The following is a 15,237-nucleotide window of genomic DNA, read 5'->3' as shown; positions in this document are numbered from 1 at the left end:
CACATGCCTTATGGATGAGCAGACGAATAGGAACGTTCTGGTGGTGTATTGAGGATCTGATTTATGCGCGGTAAGTCGTCGGTTGATAGCCTGTTTTTAACTCGCACCGGTTTCGTTGAGTTTTTTGTCGTTTTCGTAAAACTGCTTCACGGGCTGACCGCAATCTCGCCGGCGATCATCCTGCTGTTCTACCCGGATCCCGTCGCTGAGCACATGCGCGCTCACTATCTGGGCCTGCTGGCGTTCTTTGCGATCCTGACCATTATTTTGTTCCAGGCCTTGGGGGTTTACTCCGATGACCTGTTCAGCAATCGCCTGCGTTTTCGTGTGATGCTGGTGGCCTGGGTCTCGGCATTTTGCATCCTGTTGTTCATGTACCAGATCCTGCTTCTGTTCCCGCAGTTGAGCCCTCGCAACCTGGCGTTCTGGTTTTGCGCGAGCCTGTTGCTGTTTGGCCTGGAGCGGATACTGATGCTGCGCCTGTATCGCCATTTGATGGACAACGGCAAATTCCTCCAGCGCACCGTGATCCTGGGCTTTACCGATACGGCCGTGCATGTGGCTGAACACCTGTCGCGCAACAGTGATATCCGCTCCGGCCTCATCGGTTTTATCGACGACCGTACCGAGCGTATTCCCAAAGAACTGAGCCGCTTGCCGTTGCTGGGCAATACCCGCGACCTGGAAAAGCTGATCCGCTCCGAACAGGTCAACCAGGTGATGATCACCCTGCCCTGGGCCGCCGAGCAGCGCATCAATGGGCTGGTCAAGCGCCTGCGGCAGATGTCGGTGAACGTCATGTTGGTGCCGGACATGGCCGCCTTGCGCTACGGCCATAACCGTATCACCGATGTGGGCGGCATCCTGATGTTCAACACCTCGCAGTTGCCACTGCGCGGCTGGTCGCCCTTTATCAAGCGTTGCGAAGACCTGCTGCTGGCCAGCATCGGTCTGTTGCTGCTGTCGCCGGTGATGCTGGTGACCGCCATCGCGATCAAACTCGATTCCAAGGGCCCGGTGCTGTTTCGCCAGAAGCGCTTTGGCTACAACGACAACCTGATCCGCGTGTTCAAGTTCCGCTCGATGTACGTCGAGCAGACCGACCTCAACGCCGAAAACCAGACCACGCGCCAGGACCCGCGCATCACCCGGGTGGGAAGGATCATCCGCAAGACCAGCATCGATGAGCTGCCACAACTGTTCAACGTGCTGCTGGGCAATATGTCGATGGTCGGCCCGCGCCCTCACGCCACGGCCACCAAGGCCGCCGGGATTCCTTTCGAGGAGGCGGTCAGCGAATACAGTTCGCGCCATCGGGTCAAGCCTGGCATCACCGGCTGGGCGCAGATCAACGGTTACCGCGGCGAGACCGATACGCTGTTCAAGATTCAGAAGCGGGTCGAATACGACCTGGAATACATCGCCAAATGGTCCGTGTGGCTGGACCTTTACATCGTTTTCATGACGGTCCCGGCCGTTCTTTCCACCAAGGAAGTCTATTGATGAACCCACTTAACGGATTGATTCCCTGCATCATCTCCGGTGGTTCGGGTACGCGGCTGTGGCCGGTTTCGCGACAGAACATGCCCAAGCCCTTCATGCGTATGCGCGACGACCAGAGCCTGTTGCAGAAGACCTTCCTGCGGGCCAGTCACTTGCCGGGCGTCGACAGCATCCTGACCGTGACCAACCGCGACCTGCTGTTTCGCACCCTGGACGACTACCGAGCGGTGAACACCCAGCGCCTGGGCCTCGACCTGCTGCTGGAGCCGTTTGGCCGCAACACCGCCGCCGCCATCGCCGTGGCCGCCTTGCACGTGCAAGAGCATTTTGGCGCAGACGCGCAGTTGCTGGTGATGCCGGCCGATCATCTGGTCCTCGATGAAGGCGCCTTTGCCGAGGCGGTGGAAAAAGCCCGCGCACTGGCCGAGGCCGGTTACCTGGTGACCTTTGGCATCCAGCCTGACCGAGCAGAAACCGGCTTTGGCTATATCGAACAAGGGCCGGCACTGGGCGCTGGGTTTCGAGTGCAGCGCTTTGTCGAAAAGCCCGACCTGGCCACCGCCCAAGGCTACCTGGACGGCGGCAAGCACCTGTGGAACGGCGGCATGTTCTGCTTCAAGGCAGCCACCCTACTGGAAGAATTGGCCAGCCACGCCCCGGCGGTTCTAGAGGCGGCCAAGGCTGCACTGGAGCACAGCCAGAGCCTGCAAAACAGCAGCAGTCGCCAACGCGAACTGAGCCCTGAAGGTTTCGCCAGCGCGCCGGATATCTCCATTGATGTGGCGCTGATGGAAAAATCCGCCCAGGTGGCGGTCGTGCCCTGCGACATAGGCTGGAGCGATATCGGCTCCTGGGAAGCCCTGCGCCAACTCACGCCCAGTGACGACAATGGCAACCAGGTCAATGGCGAGGCAATCCTGCACGACGTGCAAAATTGCTATATCGACTCGCCCAAACGAGTACTCGGTGCAGTGGGTGTGCGCGACCTGATCATCGTCGACACCCCGGATGCCCTGCTGATTGCCGACGCCCATCGCAGCCAGGACGTGCGGCATATCGTTGCCGAACTCAAGCGCCAGAATCACCCGGCGTTCAGCCTGCATCGCACCGTCACCCGCCCGTGGGGCACCTACACGGTGCTGGAAGAAAGCACGCGGTTCAAAATCAAGCGCATCGTGGTCAAGCCCAAAGGTTCGCTATCCCTGCAGATGCACCATCACCGCAGCGAGCATTGGGTGGTGGTCAGCGGCGCAGCGATGATCACCAATGGCGAGCGCGAGATCCTGCTCAACATGAACGAGTCCACCTACATTCCCGCCGGGCACAAACACCGCCTGACCAACCCCGGCATCATCGACCTGGTGATGATCGAGGTACAGAGCGGTGAGTACCTGGGTGAAGACGACATCGTGCGCTATGACGACATCTACGGCCGCGCGCCGGTTGAAGTGAAGCCCTGATGCGTACGTCATTGATCATCCCCACCCGCAACGCGGCCAGCCATCTGGATCGCCTGCTGCCAGCGCTGCGCATGCAGACTTTGCAACCGGATGAAATGCTGGTGGTCGACAGCGCATCGAGCGATGCCACCGTGGCGCGCTTTCGCGAATTCGGCGCCCGCGTGGAGCGGATCGATGCACGTGATTTCAACCACGGCGGTACCCGGCGCTGGGCCAGTGAACAGGTGGGCGGCGACGCCTTGATCGTCATGACCCAGGACGCGATCCCCGCCACCGCCGAGACCTTCGCCAACCTGATCAGCGAGCTGCAACTGGAGCCGCTCAATGGCGTGGCCTATGGACGGCAGCTGCCGCACCCCGGTGCCGGCGTGCTCGGCGCGCAGTCGCGGCATTTCAATTACCCGGCGGCCAGCCGCACTAAGCGCCTGGACGATGCAGCGCAACTAGGCATCAAGACCTGCTTCAGCTCCGACTCATTTTCGGTGTACCGACGCAGCGCCCTGAGCGCGGTGGGCGGTTTCCCCCAGGATGTGATTGGCAGTGAAGACGCCTATGTAGCCGCGCGCATGCTGCTGGCCGGCTACCAGGTGCGCTACGCCGCGAGTGCGCAGGTTTATCACTCCCACGATTACCGCTTGCTGGAAGAGTTTCGCCGCTACTTCGATATCGGTGTGTTCTACGGCCGCGAGCCGTGGATTCGCCAGGCGTTTGGCGACGCCGGCGGCGAAGGCAAACGTTATGTGCTGGCCGAACTGCACGCATTGCGCGAGGCCAACGCGCTGTACCGCGCCCCCGAAGTGGTGGTGCGCAGTGCCTTTAAATTGCTGGGTTACCGCCTCGGCCACCTTGAACGCCACCTGCCCAACGCGCTTAAACGGCGCCTGGGCATGTTTTCCACCTACTGGACTTGAGCCGTCATGAAGACTATCAACCGACGTTCCCGTCTTACCCTGCTCGGCCTCTTGAGCGCCTCAATCTGGCTGGCTGGCTGTTCGACCCCCGCGCGGGTGCCGCTTCCTGACAACGATACGCTCAAGGCAGGTCATCAAGCGGCACTGACCCTGGCCGACCTGCCGCCGCCGCAGGTGCTGATCCAGAGCGGCGACTCGCTGCGTATCGTGCGTGATGCCCAGGAACCGGCGGCGGCCGATGACATGACGGTGTTCGTGGTGCGCCCCGACGGCGTGATCTCAGTGCCCAATATTGGCCGGGTCAAGGCGGCCTTGCGCACGCCCGAAGACCTGGGCAAGGAAATCACCGAGAAGTACAAGCGCATTTACCGCGAACCTGCGGTGACGGTGAACATCGCCAGCGCACCGAGCAACAAGGTGTTTATCGGCGGTGCGGTGCCTAACCCGGCATTTTTCGACCTGGCCGGCAACGTCAGCGTCGAGCAGGCACTGCTCAGTTCCGGTGGTGTATTGCCCTCGGCGGATGCCTCCAACGTGGCCTTGCTGCGCACCGGGCCAGATGGCAAGTACAAGACGTACTTCATCAGCCTGGAGAGCATGCTGACCAACCCCAATCAGCCGCGCGTGGCCTTGCAGCGCGGCGACTTGATCTTTGTGCCGCAGTCGGGCATCGGCGCGACGGTGGAGGCTGTGGATATGTATTTCACAAAGCTGTTTCCGGTTAGCAAAGGGATTGGACTGGGCTTGAATTATCAGCTCAATGGCAACAAGTCCGGCGATACCTATATCAGCGCTCCACAATGATTATGACGCAGGCTTTATATCACTTGAGCACGCTGATTTTATTCGATGAACAACATCTATCCAACGGAGTGATCCTGTGATCGAAATCCGCTCTCTTCGCGACCTGCTGCGGCTGTTTTTCATCTACCGCCGCGAATTCAAACTAGCCGTGATCACCACAATCGTCGTCGCGGTGCTGGGTGCCTTCCTGTTGCCGGCCCGCTACGAGTCGGACGCACGCTTGCTGGTCAAGCCGGGGCGAGACAACACCACCTTGCCGATCGAAGCCGCCAATCGCCAGACGCTGATTGCCCCGAGCACCCAGCACGACCCGATTGTCGACGAAGAAAAAATGCTCACCGGCCGGCCCATCGTGCATATCGTTGCCGAGCGCTATATGGCGATGACCGCCGAACCGCCGCAAGGCTTCTGGAAGGTGACCAAGTTCTACATCAAAAAGGGCGTTGGCGAAGTCATCAATGGCATTCGTAGTGTGCTGCAGTTCGTCGGCCTTGCCGAGAAACAAAGCCCGCTGGAGCGCTTGGCGACCTCACTGGAGAAGAACTTCACCGCCGGTCACGAACCGGGGTCTTCGGTGATCGAGATTTCCTTTACCTGGGACGACCCGGCGGTGGCGCAAAAAATCGTCGAGGAATGGGTCAACGCCTACCTCGAAGAACGTGCGCGGATTCTTGGGCGCAAGAGCCTGCACACCTTCTATGAAACCGAACGCGCCAAGGTGGCGGAGAATATCCAGAGCCTGAAAGATCAGTTGCAAGGCCGCTTGAAGCAGATCGACTCGATCAGTGTCGATGCGCGCCTGAAGAACCTGACCAACCAGATCGACCGCGTCACCGACGCCAAGGTCAGTGCTCAGAACCAGATCTCAGGGATTCGCAGCCTCCTGGCCAACGCCAGCCAGCAGATCAAGAGCCAGCCGGCAGACGTGGTGACGATGCGCGAAACGAGCCTCAACCCCACCCAGCTCGACCTCAAGCGCCAGCTCAATGCGCTGCAAGTGGAGCGGGCACGGCTGTTGCGCACTTACCTGCCGGGTACGCCGCAGGTCAATCAGATCGAGCAGAACATCCGCGACATGGAAGCGCTCAGTGCTCAGGAAGCCACACGCCTGGAACGCTCGCAAAACACCGCGCCCAACAGCCTGGTGATCAACGTCAAACAGCAAATGATCGACGCCCAGTTGCAAGAGCGCAAACTGGCCGGGGAAATCGAGAACTACGACAAGACCCTTGCCGAACTGCGCACCCAGCGTGACCAGGCGATGACCGATGAACCGCAACTCAATACCCTGAGCCAACAACTGCGCACGGCCGAAAAGAGCTATGCCTTGTACTCGGACAATCTTGAACAGGCGCGAATCGACCATGAACTGGACAACAGCCAGATCAGCAACATCGCCCTGATCGAACACGCCACCCTCAACCCGGCACGCGTGTTTCCCAAGAGCCTGCTGATGCTGTTGTTCGCCATTCCCGCCGGCGTGGCCGTGGGCTTGCTGACCATCTATGTGCTGTACCTGCTGGACCAGCGCATCCACGATGGCACCCGCTTGCAGGAGATGTTCCATGTGCCGCTGTGGAGCAGCATTCCCGATGTACAGGACGCAACGCCGGCAGCCGTCACCGCCAGCCTTTATCGCTTGTACAGCCTGCTGCCCCTGGATCGCATCGCCGCCGAAGGTTTCGCCCTGGGCCTGACCTCGGCGCGCCATGGCGAGGGTGTGACCTTTATCGCCTCGCAACTCAAGCGTTTGCTGGAGGAGCGTGGCCATCGCGTCTCGGTCGATGGGGCGAACGCGCCAACGCCGGGTGAAGTATTACTGCTGGACGCCTCGGCGCTGTCCTCCAACCCGCAGGCGTTCCTGACGCTGCGCCGCGCCGACCAGATCGTGCTGGTAATCGAGGCCCGCACCAGCACCGTACCGACGATCGAAAATGCCGTGTCGTTGCTGACCACTGCATTCGGCAAAGTCGATGGCATGATCCTCAACCGCCGCCGCTTCGAAGTGCCGGCCAAGGTGCTGGCGCGACTCAACAGCTGGCGTGGGGCGGCCTGATGCGTATCGCATTGCTGGCGCCGCTGCCACCGGAGCAGACCGGGATCGCCGATTACGCCGCGCACTTGCGCAACGCGTTGATCGAACAGGGCCTGGAGGTGGTGACCCCGCTCGCCGGCTGCCTGGAGCTGCCTGAACAGTTGAAGCGCCTGCAGGCCTTTGACTGGCGCAGCGTGGACCTGGTGCATGCTGAACTGGGAGGTGGACGCTTCGGTGAGTTCCAGGCGCTGGAGTACCTGCGCCGGGCGCAACCGCACCTGCCGTTGACCGCCACGGTGCATGACCCGGAGCGCCTGATCTGGCGCCGGGCCAAGCTGTTTCTCCCCTTGACGCTACTTGAACGCCTGCCCCACCCGCTGCCCCAAGCGGCCGCGCTGTTGGCCGACCCGCTGACCTTGCACGAAGAACGGCGCTTGGCCAAAGGTATGCGCCGGCTGATCACCCTCACCCGCCTGGGCGGCGACTGCCTGCGCCAGCGCATGGGCCTGCGCCCGCAACAGGTGGCGGTAATTGCCCATGGCAACCTGCCCATCGCGCCCCAGGCCTTGCCGCCACTGGCGCCGTTGCGCCTGCTGTATTTCGGCTTTATCTACCGTGGCAAGGGCATTGAGGACCTGCTCCAGGCCCTGGCCCAATCACTGGCCGCCCACCCGCAATGCCGAGGCCAGGTACGCCTGACCCTGGCCGGTGGCACCGCGCCGGAAATGACTTTTGACCCCGCCGGCAACTACCTCGATGGCCTGCGCCAGCAGATCAGCGCGCTGCACTTGGAGGATGTGGTGGACTGGCAACTGGACCTGCCCTCGGCGCAGATTCCTTCTACGATCCAGGCGCACCATGTGATGGTGCTGCCCTATCGCGAATCGAAAAAACTCAGTTTCCTGGGGCAGATGCGCGGCACCAGTGGCGCGCTGTCGTGGGCCAATGCATGCGGCCGCGGGGTGATCACCTCCAACGCCCGCGCCTTTGCCGAAGAGGTGGCCGGCGGCAATGGCATCACCTATCAGCAGGGCGATACAGCGTCCTTGAGCAACGCCTTGAACCGCTTGATCCTCGACCCGCAACAGGCGCAGCAATGGGCCGACCGGGCGGGAGAAATCGGCCGCCAACGCCAGTGGGCCAACACGGCCCAGCGGTTTGCTGAATTATTTCGGGATGCTTGTAAGGAACCGTTGCGATGAACCTGTCATCCGTTCGCCCAGTGTGGCGCTACTTGCCGCTGGCGCTGTCAATCGCCGTCGGTAGCGCCCTGCTGTTGAGTGAAAAAGTTGATGCGCAGCCGGTCAACCTGGCCCCGGAGCGCACCATAGTCTGGAAGGACTTCCTCGGCGTGAACGCGCACTTCCTGTGGTTCACACCCGAGCAGTACCGCAAGCAGATCAAGCAATATAAAAAGCTAGGGTTGCAATGGGTGCGGGTCGACCTGCACTGGGATCGCCTGGAACCCAAGGAAGACGAGTATCAGCTGAGCACCTTCGACGAACTAGACCGCACCCTGACCGCCGAAAAACTGCGCTCGGTGTTTTACCTGGTGGGCTCGGCGCCCTTTATCACCACCGCACCCAAGGGCGTGCCGTTCCAAGACCAGTATCAGCCACGGGACGCCAACATCTATGCGATGCGCCTGGCCGTCCTGGCCAAGCGCTACCCGAATATCGATGCCTGGCAGGTGTGGAATGAACAGAACCTGCCGAACAACTGGCGCCCTAAAGTCAACGCCAAGGAATACGCGCAGTTGTTGTTGGCCAGTCACAAGGCCTTGAACATTGCTGCGCCCGACAAACTGCAAGTCATGGGCGGCATGGCGTATTACAGCCAGATGCCGCCCCGTGGCAAAACCCTGATGTTTGAAGCCCTCGGCGCGCTGGGCGTGCAAAGCCTGGGCATGGTCGCGGCGTATCACCCTTATTCGATGACCCCGGAAACCGATGAGCCAGGCAAGAACGAAGTGCTGCTGCGCGGCGATCAACTCAATTCGATGCTCCACGGTGCCGGGATCAAGCAGGTATGGGCCACTGAATGGGGCTGGTCCAGCTATGCCGGCCCCAAGGAAATGCAGGACCTGATCGGTATCGACGGGCAAGCCGATTACACCTTGCGCCGCCTGGCCTTGATGGCTTCCCAGGACTACCAGAAGATCTTTCTGTTCGCCTTGTCTGACCTCGACCAACGCGCCTCGCCACGCGACCAGCATTACGGCCTGTTGAACCTTGATGGCGAACCCAAGCCGGTATACACCGCCCTCGCCCGCTTCCTGGAGATCACCGGCCCCACGCTTAAACCCGGCAACACGCCGCCGTTGCAGGATGTACCAGACAGTTTCTACAGCGTGGCCTGGACCCGCCCTGACGGAAAACACCTGCTGATGTATTGGAGTGCCGAAGGCAGCAACATCAGCCTGCCCAGCATCAAACGCGCAGAACTGCTGGACCCGCTGACCGGCGCCCGGCAAACCCTGAGCGACGACAACGGTATTCGCCCGGTGGTGAAGCCAAGTTTGCAGATACTGGTGTGGTAGCCCTGGGCATGGAGAGCTGTACATGAGAATCCTATGGATTGTGCCCTACCTGCCGTGGCCGACCACCAGCGGCGGCAAAACGCGGCAGTACCATTTGCTGCGCACCTTGAGTGAGCGCGGGCATCGCATCACGCTGCTGGCGCAATCAAAAACGCTGGCCGATGACGCGGTGCATGCGGCCTTGGAGCCGTTGCTCGAACGCTTGATCGTCGTACCGCGCCGGCCACTGAAACACCCGCTGACCCTGCTCGGTGGCGTGTTCGCCCCCTGGCCGCTGTTGACCACGGTCAACGGCCTATCGGCACCGTTGCAGGCACAGTTTGCGCAACTGTTGAACGAGCGCTGGGACGTGATTCAGGTGGAACACAGCTACAGCCTGCAGCCGTTCCTGCGTACCCTGCAGCAGCAACGGCGCGACTTTGTGCTGACCGAGCACAACCTGGAATCGAGCCTCGGCGGCGCCACTTACGACCGCTTCCCGAAGTGGGCCGCACCGTTTGTACAGTATGACCAGTGGCGCTGCCGACAATGGGAACGCAAGGCATTCGATACCGCCGCCCAGGTAGTCGCCGTGACCGAGGCGGACGCCCAGGCCATGCGGCCATTGTCATCGACGCCGGTGACCGTGGTGGTCAACGGGGTGGACAGCCGAGCCTTTGCCGAGGTCAGCGCTGATGCGCAGAGCCAGCGCCTGTTGTTCGTTGGCAACTACGAATATGCACCGAACCTGGACGCCGTGCAGTGGCTGCTCGAAGAAATCTTCCCCAGGATCTGGTTGCAGTGCCCGAATGCGCGCCTGGCGGTGGTCGGCTATGGCTTACCCGAACACTGGCGCGAGCGTTGGCCAGATGAGCGTATCGAGTGGCTGGGTTTTGTTCCCGACCTGTGCGCCTTGCAGCGCCGCTGCGCCGGTTTTGTCGCCCCGTTGCGCCATGGCGGCGGCTCCAAGCTCAAAGTGCTGGAGGCGATGGCCGCCGGCTTGCCTCTGGTCAGCACGGCCCAGGGTGTCTCCGGGTTGGCGGTGCAGCCCCAGGTGCATTACCTGGCCGGCGAAAACGCCGAGGCCCTGGCCGACGCCGTTGTGCGCCTGCTGGATGAACCGGCGCTGGCCGGGCGGCTGGCCGATGCCGCACGCGACTATGCGCGTCACTACCACGACTGGGCGGTGGCGGCTAACGAACTGGAGCACCTCTACCGCAGCTTGCTCACCGCCAAGGAGTCTCAGCCATGCGTGTAGCCCTGGACTATCGCCCCGCCACAGTTGCGCCGTCTTCGGGCATCGCCCGCCAGGTCGTGGCTCTGGAAGACGCCCTGCGCGCACGCGGCAACACCGAGGTGGTGCTGTTCACCGAGGCGCCCCTGGACCATCCACAACGCCAGACTGCCGTTTGCCCGGCCTGGGCCAGCCCGCTGGACGGCCTGCAACGCCCACAAGTGCGCCTGCGGTTCGAGCGCGGTTTCTTGCCCAAGGCTTTGCACGAGCAGCAGATCGACCTGTACATCGCCACGGCCAATATGGGCTTGCCGCTGTGCCGCAAACCCGCTGGCACCCGCTATGTGCTGGTGTTGCATGACCTGTTTCAGCTCACCCACCGCAACTTCCATCGATCCAAACTCAAAGCCCTGGCCTACCGCCTGATCGACGGGGCCTCGATTGCCTGGTCGGTGTGGCAGGCTGATCGGGTGTGGTGCCCTTCGCAGTTTTCCTGCAATGAGGCCGCGCGCCTGTTCCCCTGGGCCCGGGCCAAGTTCCGCGTGCTGAACAACCTAGTGCCCGAATTGAATGCAGCGCCAGAGCCGCTGCCAACCAACCTGCCGACACACTACTGGCTGGTTGTGGGCACGCGGGAGCCGCGCAAGAACATGGAGTTCTTCCTGCGCCAATGGCAGGCCTGCCGTGCGCTGAACCCTGACGTGCCGGACATGGTCCTGGTGGGCCACGCCAGCGATGTACCGACGGCACTTGGTGACCTGCCGGGCCTGCATTGGTGCACCGGTTTGTCGGACGGCCAACTGCAAGCACTCTACCGCCATGCCGCGTGCCTGTGGCAGCCATCCTATGCCGAGGGCTTCGGCCTGCCAGTGGTGGAAGCCTTGAGTGTCGGCACGCCGGTCGCGGTGGCACGCGGCAGCGCCCTGGATGAAATCGCGCCGCCCAACGCCCCGCGCTTCGCCCCCCATGATGCCGAGCAATTGCAAAACGTCATGCAACAACTGGCAGCCGCCGATGCCACGCAAGACGGCGAAACACACCGCGCCTGGGCCCGGCAATTTGCCGAACCGGCCTATCGCTCACGCGTGGACACTTTGCTCAAGGAATTGGATCGCTAATGCTGCCAGGAAAATTCGTCAGTCTGCTGCTGGGCCTGGTGTTCGGCGGGTTGCTGTTGGCCCTGTCGCCGATCAAGGTCATGCTGGTCGTGGCCGGTGTAGCCGTGGCTTTGACGCTGATCCGCTTTCCCCTGTGGGGCTTGCTGATTTTCGCGGTACTGGCCACCAGTATTCCCTACACCACCTTGCAACTGGGTATCCGCACCACCGTCAGCGAGGCGGTGCTGGGGCTGACTTGGGTCGGAGTGTTCTGGCAATCGTTCATCGGCAAGACCCGTGGTTTCATGCTGTGGCGGCCGACCGAGCGGGCGCTGATGTGGCTGATGCTGTTCAGCACCATTCCGTTTATCTGGGGCATGTTGATCATCCATGCCGAAGGCAACGGGCCGGTGAACTGGGTGCGCTGGCTGATGAACCTGTCGATGCTGTTTATCGTGCCGCTGCTGCTACGCACCGATGCCGACCGCGACAAGGTGGTGGTCGCCCTGTTGCTGGGTAACCTGGCGATGCTGTTGCTGTCGATCTTCATGTTCCTGAAGACGCGCAACGCGATGTCGATGATCGATATTCTCACCGACCTCAAATACGCCCACCCGGAAGCGGTGAAGGATATTTTCTCTGCCAACTACACGCGCATGGCCTCGCCCTGGGTGCACCCCAACCTGACCGGTGGCGTGCTGGTGCTGTTTATTCCCCTGGCACTGTTTTATGGCTGGACCCGCAGCGGCTGGCGCCGGGCGCTGGGTCTGGCGGTGGCGGTGCTGGGGTGTGCCGGCTTGCTGCTGAGCATTTCCCGCGGAGCCATCGTGGCCTTGGCGCTGGTGTTGATCTGGCTGGCCTACAAGCGCGTGCCGAACAGCGGACGCATCATCGGTATCGGGGCGGCGTTCGCCGTTGCGCTGGTGATGTTCTATCCGCCGTTGCAGGACCGCTTGATGACCATCTTCTCGACCACCAACGCCAGTACCGAAATCCGCTTTGACGAGTACGCCAAGTTCCCCGCCGCCATGGCGACCTTCCCCCTGGGGATCGGCTTCAAGATCGACCCGCCCGTGCCCGGCACCAATCTGTTGGGGATCTCAAACCTGTGGCTGAACTTCATCTACAAGGTCGGCATTCCAGGGATGCTGCTGTTTATCACCGTCACCCTGTTGTGGTGGCGCGAAGTGCGGCCCCTGGGCCAGGTGCGCAAGGTCACCGCCGACAATGCGCTGTGGCTGGGGTGCATCTGTGGCGTGTTAGCGGCGCTGCTGACGGGGATTTTCGACCACTATTTCAGCTTCACCTTTGTACTGATCGCGCTGTTCTGGCTGTTGATGGGCATGAGCCTGCAACAGGTGCGCCTGCGCCCCACCGTTACCGCCACCGTTCCTGCTACTGCGCCAAAGGATAACCGACCATGAAGCACCGGATGATTCACTCCACCGACTTGCGCGACCGTCTCCCCATGCTGGCCAGTGAACTAGGCGTAAGCCTGCCAGACCTGGAAGAGGCGCTGGACTGGTGCCTGGCCAACGACGTGGTATTTGAAGAAGGCGAAGGCGACAACAAGCGGTTCTGGATCAGCTCCATCGACCTGGAAACTGCGATTGAACACCCGGTGGCCCGACGCCTGTTCCGCCGGATGAAACAGGACCTTGCGGCCGAGTTACTGCCCCGTTACGGCAAAAACTGGGCAACCGTCAAAGACCGCTGGCGCAGTGCCTGGGACATGGCCTACAACATCTTGATCAACAAGATCCCCAGCCACCATGTGCGCATTGCCTGGCTGCGCCTGGGTGGCGCGAAGATCGGCAAGGGCTCCAGCTTGTGGCGTAACACCGAAGTTCTGGGCATGCACAATTTGGTGGTCGGCGACGATTCGGTAATCGGTTGGCATTGCCAAGTGGACGCCCGCGCCGGACTGGTGATCGGCAACCATGTGGCGATTGCGTCGCATGTTCTGCTCATCGCCGGCAGCCATGATTTGCAGGCGCCGGAGTTCTGGTCGATTTCCGGGCCGACTTACATCGACGACTACGTCTGGATCGGCAGCCGTGCGTTGATCGGCTTCGGCACGCACCTGGGCTATGGTTCGGTGATAAGCGCCAATACCGTGGTGGCCAAAGCCGTTGCGCCCTACAAAATCATTGGCGGAAGTGGTGCCAAAATCATGGGCGAGCGTTGCCATGACCTGAACTATAAGGTGGGTGGCAAGGGCCTGTTCACCCTGTTTCACTGATGTTCGGCAGCACGCTCTGGCTGACCCTGGCGACGCTCGCCGGGTTGGTGGCCGGTTTTGCACGAGAATGGCTACTGGTGGCGGCCTGGGGCGCGGGCAGTCGCAGCGACGGGTTTCTGGTGGCGGTGTTTTTGCCCGAAGCATTGCGCATGACCCTGGCTGCCGGCTTGCTCGCAGCGGCGGCCCTGCCCCTCTATCAGCAACGCGACCCACACCGCCAGCAAGCTTGGTTGGCCTGCCTGTCCCCCCGCCTGCTGGGGGTGGGCCTGGCGCTGTTTGCCATACTGGCGCTGGGCGCGCCGCTGTGGGTGCGCCTGATCGGGCCCGGCCTGGACGCCGCGGCCCATGCACAAGCCGCCGCCAACCTGCGCTGGCTGGCCGCCTGTGCGCCAGGCCTGGTGATGCATGGGCTGTTCAGTATTCCCTTGCAGGCACGCCAACGTTTTGTCCTGCCAGGCCTGGGCTCTTTACTGTTCAATCTGCCACCGGTGCTGTACCTGTTTATCCGCGGCAGTTCCAGCGACAGTGCCGAACTGGCCATGAGCTTTTTTGCTGGCAGTGTCTTGATGTGCCTGCCGTTGCTGGCGCCGGTCTGGTCTTTCGGCTGGCGGCCGTGGCAGGTCACCGGCGACCCTCTGGCCGGCCGCGAATTGCTGGGGCGCATCGGGCCGTTGTTGGCCAGCAACGTGGCCAGCCAGGGCCTGGCGCTACTGGAACGATTGATCGCCAGTTTCCTGGGGGAAGGCGCTGTTACGTGGGTTAACCTCGCACGCAAGCTGATCAACCTGCCATTGATCGCCCTGATGAGCCTCAACCAAGTGCTGCTGGGCATGATGAGCGGCGAGCAAGGTCAACAGCGCCTGGCCCTGCTGCGCCGCGGCCTGGATGCAGCGACCCTGCTGAGCCTGCCTGCAGCCTTCGGCCTGATTGGCGCCAGCCCCACGCTGATCCATCTGCTGATGCCCGCCCAGAGCGTCGACGGCCCACTGCCGGCGCTGCTGGCCTGGTTCGCCACGCCACTGGTGTTTGGCGCCTGGAACGCCATGCTCGCCCGCTATGCCTATGCCAGCGGCGACACGCGCCTGCCACTCAACTGCGAACTGCTGGGCAGCCTGGTCAACGCCGCTTTGCTGGTGGTGCTGCCCTATTGTTTCGGCCTGCCGGGGATCGCCTTGGCGGCGTTGGGTGGCGTGGTGGTGACCAACGTGTTGCTAATGCACCGCCAGCAACTGCTCGGCCAACTGGGCTGGCCGTTGCAGTGGGGCTTGAGCGGGGTTCTGTTGGGTGTGGCGGCGCTGGCCCTGCATCCATTGCACAACGATGGGTGGCAGTTGGGGTTAAGTAGCCTGGCCGGCGCGCTGGTGTTGGTGGGGCTGGGGCTTTGGCTCAAGCCGTGGAAAGCCTGAGGCCGCTTCCCACCAGAACGGTGGGTG

At 62.1% G+C, this 15,237-nt stretch carries 12 protein-coding genes; all 12 read left to right on the top strand.

Features of this window, described 5'->3' with window-relative positions; translation table 11 throughout:
• The first annotated feature begins 63 nt into the window (after positions 1-63).
• The 12 genes from CLM72_RS10370 to CLM72_RS10315 all read left to right on the top strand — a co-directional run bounded on the left by CLM72_RS10370 (position 64) and on the right by CLM72_RS10315 (position 15,210).
• Positions 64-1,503, top strand: a complete 1,440-nt coding sequence (locus CLM72_RS10370) for an undecaprenyl-phosphate glucose phosphotransferase (protein WP_105226362.1) — start codon at positions 64-66, stop codon at positions 1,501-1,503.
• On the top strand, positions 1,503-2,963 hold the full coding sequence (locus CLM72_RS10365; RefSeq protein ID WP_105226361.1) for a mannose-1-phosphate guanylyltransferase/mannose-6-phosphate isomerase: 1,461 nt from the start codon (positions 1,503-1,505) through the stop codon (positions 2,961-2,963). The genes CLM72_RS10370 and CLM72_RS10365 overlap by 1 nt, the downstream gene beginning before the upstream one ends.
• Positions 2,963-3,874, top strand: a complete 912-nt coding sequence (locus CLM72_RS10360; RefSeq protein ID WP_105226360.1) for a glycosyltransferase family 2 protein — start codon at positions 2,963-2,965, stop codon at positions 3,872-3,874. Before CLM72_RS10365 ends, CLM72_RS10360 begins: the two co-directional genes overlap by 1 nt.
• A 6-nt stretch (positions 3,875-3,880) precedes the next feature.
• Entirely contained in the window at positions 3,881-4,678 is a 798-nt protein-coding gene (locus CLM72_RS10355) for a polysaccharide biosynthesis/export family protein (protein WP_105226359.1), read from the top strand.
• A gap of 76 nt (positions 4,679-4,754) precedes the next feature.
• Positions 4,755-6,734 (top strand): exopolysaccharide transport family protein, encoded by a 1,980-nt coding sequence (locus CLM72_RS10350; RefSeq protein WP_105226358.1) that lies wholly within the window; start codon positions 4,755-4,757, stop codon positions 6,732-6,734.
• Positions 6,734-7,915: a glycosyltransferase gene (locus tag CLM72_RS10345; protein ID WP_105226357.1), complete on the top strand. Its 1,182-nt coding sequence runs from the start codon at positions 6,734-6,736 to the stop codon at positions 7,913-7,915. Before CLM72_RS10350 ends, CLM72_RS10345 begins: the two co-directional genes overlap by 1 nt.
• Positions 7,912-9,252, top strand: a complete 1,341-nt coding sequence (locus CLM72_RS10340; protein ID WP_105226356.1) for a beta-galactosidase — start codon at positions 7,912-7,914, stop codon at positions 9,250-9,252. The genes CLM72_RS10345 and CLM72_RS10340 overlap by 4 nt, the downstream gene beginning before the upstream one ends.
• A 22-nt stretch (positions 9,253-9,274) precedes the next feature.
• Complete coding sequence (locus CLM72_RS10335; protein WP_105226355.1) at positions 9,275-10,489, top strand: glycosyltransferase family 4 protein; 1,215 nt, start codon at positions 9,275-9,277, stop codon at positions 10,487-10,489.
• Entirely contained in the window at positions 10,480-11,583 is a 1,104-nt protein-coding gene (locus CLM72_RS10330) for a glycosyltransferase family 1 protein (RefSeq protein WP_105226354.1), read from the top strand. The genes CLM72_RS10335 and CLM72_RS10330 overlap by 10 nt, the downstream gene beginning before the upstream one ends.
• Positions 11,583-12,986, top strand: coding sequence for an O-antigen ligase (locus tag CLM72_RS10325; RefSeq protein ID WP_105226353.1), 1,404 nt, complete (start codon positions 11,583-11,585; stop codon positions 12,984-12,986). The genes CLM72_RS10330 and CLM72_RS10325 overlap by 1 nt, the downstream gene beginning before the upstream one ends.
• On the top strand, positions 12,983-13,804 hold the full coding sequence (locus CLM72_RS10320) for an acyltransferase (RefSeq protein ID WP_105226352.1): 822 nt from the start codon (positions 12,983-12,985) through the stop codon (positions 13,802-13,804). Before CLM72_RS10325 ends, CLM72_RS10320 begins: the two co-directional genes overlap by 4 nt.
• A complete protein-coding gene (locus tag CLM72_RS10315) occupies positions 13,804-15,210 on the top strand; it encodes a lipid II flippase MurJ (protein WP_105226351.1) in 1,407 nt (468 codons plus the stop codon). The genes CLM72_RS10320 and CLM72_RS10315 overlap by 1 nt, the downstream gene beginning before the upstream one ends.
• Positions 15,211-15,237 lie beyond the last annotated feature (27 nt).

Source organism: Pseudomonas sp. MYb193 (assembly GCF_002966775.1).
Classification (GTDB): domain Bacteria; phylum Pseudomonadota; class Gammaproteobacteria; order Pseudomonadales; family Pseudomonadaceae; genus Aquipseudomonas; species Aquipseudomonas paracarnis.
This window is presented reverse-complemented; position numbering and strand designations above follow the sequence as displayed.

Coding starts and splice junctions, on each gene's coding strand:
- CLM72_RS10325 (WP_105226353.1), top strand. CDS start 11,583: ATGCTGCCAGGAAAATTCGTCAGTCTGCTGCTGGGCCTGGTGTTCGGC.
- CLM72_RS10315 (WP_105226351.1), top strand. CDS start 13,804: ATGTTCGGCAGCACGCTCTGGCTGACCCTGGCGACGCTCGCCGGGTTG.
- CLM72_RS10345 (WP_105226357.1), top strand. CDS start 6,734: ATGCGTATCGCATTGCTGGCGCCGCTGCCACCGGAGCAGACCGGGATC.
- CLM72_RS10355 (WP_105226359.1), top strand. CDS start 3,881: ATGAAGACTATCAACCGACGTTCCCGTCTTACCCTGCTCGGCCTCTTG.
- CLM72_RS10330 (WP_105226354.1), top strand. CDS start 10,480: ATGCGTGTAGCCCTGGACTATCGCCCCGCCACAGTTGCGCCGTCTTCG.
- CLM72_RS10335 (WP_105226355.1), top strand. CDS start 9,275: ATGAGAATCCTATGGATTGTGCCCTACCTGCCGTGGCCGACCACCAGC.
- CLM72_RS10370 (WP_105226362.1), top strand. CDS start 64: ATGCGCGGTAAGTCGTCGGTTGATAGCCTGTTTTTAACTCGCACCGGT.
- CLM72_RS10360 (WP_105226360.1), top strand. CDS start 2,963: ATGCGTACGTCATTGATCATCCCCACCCGCAACGCGGCCAGCCATCTG.
- CLM72_RS10320 (WP_105226352.1), top strand. CDS start 12,983: ATGAAGCACCGGATGATTCACTCCACCGACTTGCGCGACCGTCTCCCC.
- CLM72_RS10340 (WP_105226356.1), top strand. CDS start 7,912: ATGAACCTGTCATCCGTTCGCCCAGTGTGGCGCTACTTGCCGCTGGCG.
- CLM72_RS10365 (WP_105226361.1), top strand. CDS start 1,503: ATGAACCCACTTAACGGATTGATTCCCTGCATCATCTCCGGTGGTTCG.